Annotated in this window: 3 protein-coding genes; 1 reads left to right on the top strand and 2 read right to left on the bottom strand. The window is 36.9% G+C overall.

The features are described 5' to 3' along the window. The first annotated feature begins 94 nt into the window (after nt 1-94). Nucleotides 95-619 carry a ribosomal protein S5-alanine N-acetyltransferase gene (gene rimJ / locus F607_RS0126915; RefSeq protein ID WP_027710455.1) on the top strand — a complete coding sequence of 175 codons (525 nt, stop codon included), beginning with the start codon at nt 95-97 and terminating at the stop codon, nt 617-619. Between the two features lie 27 nt (nt 620-646). Here rimJ and F607_RS0126910 read toward each other — a convergent pair whose 3' ends face one another. Continuing rightward, entirely contained in the window at nt 647-1,057 is a 411-nt protein-coding gene (locus F607_RS0126910; RefSeq protein ID WP_157365632.1) for a hypothetical protein, read from the bottom strand. Between the two features lie 65 nt (nt 1,058-1,122). After that, nucleotides 1,123-1,506, bottom strand: a complete 384-nt coding sequence (locus F607_RS0126905; RefSeq protein WP_157365631.1) for a class I SAM-dependent methyltransferase — start codon at nt 1,504-1,506, stop codon at nt 1,123-1,125. Between the last annotated feature and the right edge of the window lie 97 nt (nt 1,507-1,603).

Genomic DNA, 1,603 nt, shown 5'->3' with positions numbered 1-1,603 from the left:
AGTTTGTGTACAATATAAAGTGCCGAGGAAAAAGCTTACTTAATGATCTAGTAGAGCTATTGATATAACCCCCTAGGAATCCATATAGAGCCTAATCATAACACTTCCTGATCCCAGTGAAGCGAGCATCATTTTGCAGTATTACTTGGATAATCGTGATCATTTAGCTCAATGGGAGCCTAAGCGGGATAGTCATTATCATACCTTTCAAGCTTGGCAAAGTCGTCTACGGTTGTATTTGGCTGATTATAGTTCCGGTCGAGGAGTATACTGGTCAGTATTTGATGGAGAACGTAAACGGATTTTGGCGGTTTGTAATTATAGCAATATTATTCGTGGTGCTTTTCATGCGTGTCATTTAGGTTACTCAGTAGATTATCGTTATCAAGGACAGGGCCTGATGTTTAAGGTGCTATCAAAGACCATTGAATATATGTTTAAAGAACATAAACTGCACCGGATAATGGCAAATTATATTCCAGAAAACAAAAGAAGTGGGCGTCTTTTACAACGCCTTGGTTTCGAAAAAGAAGGGTATGCAAAAAAATATTTGAATATTAATGGTCAGTGGCAAGATCATATATTAACTGCAAGAGTTAATGAGCAGTGGAATATATAGTGTTGATTTTACGTTTCCTATTATTGATTAAGATACTTTAGGTTTTGTGGCAACTGTAATTTCACCCGGTAGGTACATACTGCTTGAGTTTGCTGTCTTACTAAGCTCAATACGATTATTTTTTAACAGTGTTTTTGCTTGCTGTTGAGCGGTAAAAATGTCTTTAATCGCGTTTGGGTTGGTGGGGAAGTATTCTTTTTTGACAATGTCAGAGTGAATAGAGTAGTCAAATGTTATTTCACAGCCTATTGAGGTAAAACCCACTTCATGTAATAAAGAGTATAGCTCGTGGCGTAGTAGAAAATAACGATTTATGACAGAGTCTGTTGCACCGATAAGGTTATCTTTTATTCTCGTTATTTGAGTAAACTCTTCACGTTCACGTTGATTACTGAATAGAAACCCCAGGTTTATAAATACCCCTCCTGGCTTTAGCACATTAAATATACTTTTATAAAGCTGGAATTGTTTGGCAAATGGTATTTCGTGATTACCACTTTTTATCACACTCGATCAAAATAATTTGCAGCTAATGCTTGCTGAGAAATGCGGTCGCTCATAGTAAGGACATCGCCATTAATAATGTTCACATTAGCTTCGTTAAAGGTTGTACGTGCCAATTCAGTTTGAACGGATGAGTATTCTAGTAGTGTGAAAGAAGGTAATTTAATGTTGTGATGGTGGCAGTAGCTCATCATTCGGTGGGTTAAATTGCCATTCCCTGCCATGGCATCCAAACCATGTTGAGCATTGTTAAGGGATATGAATTGAAGAAACTGGTTTAAAAATGCTTCATCAAATCCATTAATTTGATCTTGATTATAGGAGCCAACGCGGTCAAATGCAGAAAGGTTTTTTTTAATTAATACTGAGGTTTCTTCACTCATAATGGAGACTGTAAAAGATTCTGTGTAACCGCCTACTCTTAATGTTAACAATGTATAAGGATAGGCCATTATGGTGACTCAAAAAGAACTCGAAGCC

The organism is Zooshikella ganghwensis DSM 15267 (assembly GCF_000428585.1).
In the GTDB taxonomy this organism is placed as follows: Bacteria; Pseudomonadota; Gammaproteobacteria; order Pseudomonadales; family Zooshikellaceae; genus Zooshikella; species Zooshikella ganghwensis.
The sequence above is the reverse complement of the archived record's forward strand: the minus strand, read 5'-3'. Positions and strand labels throughout refer to the sequence as shown.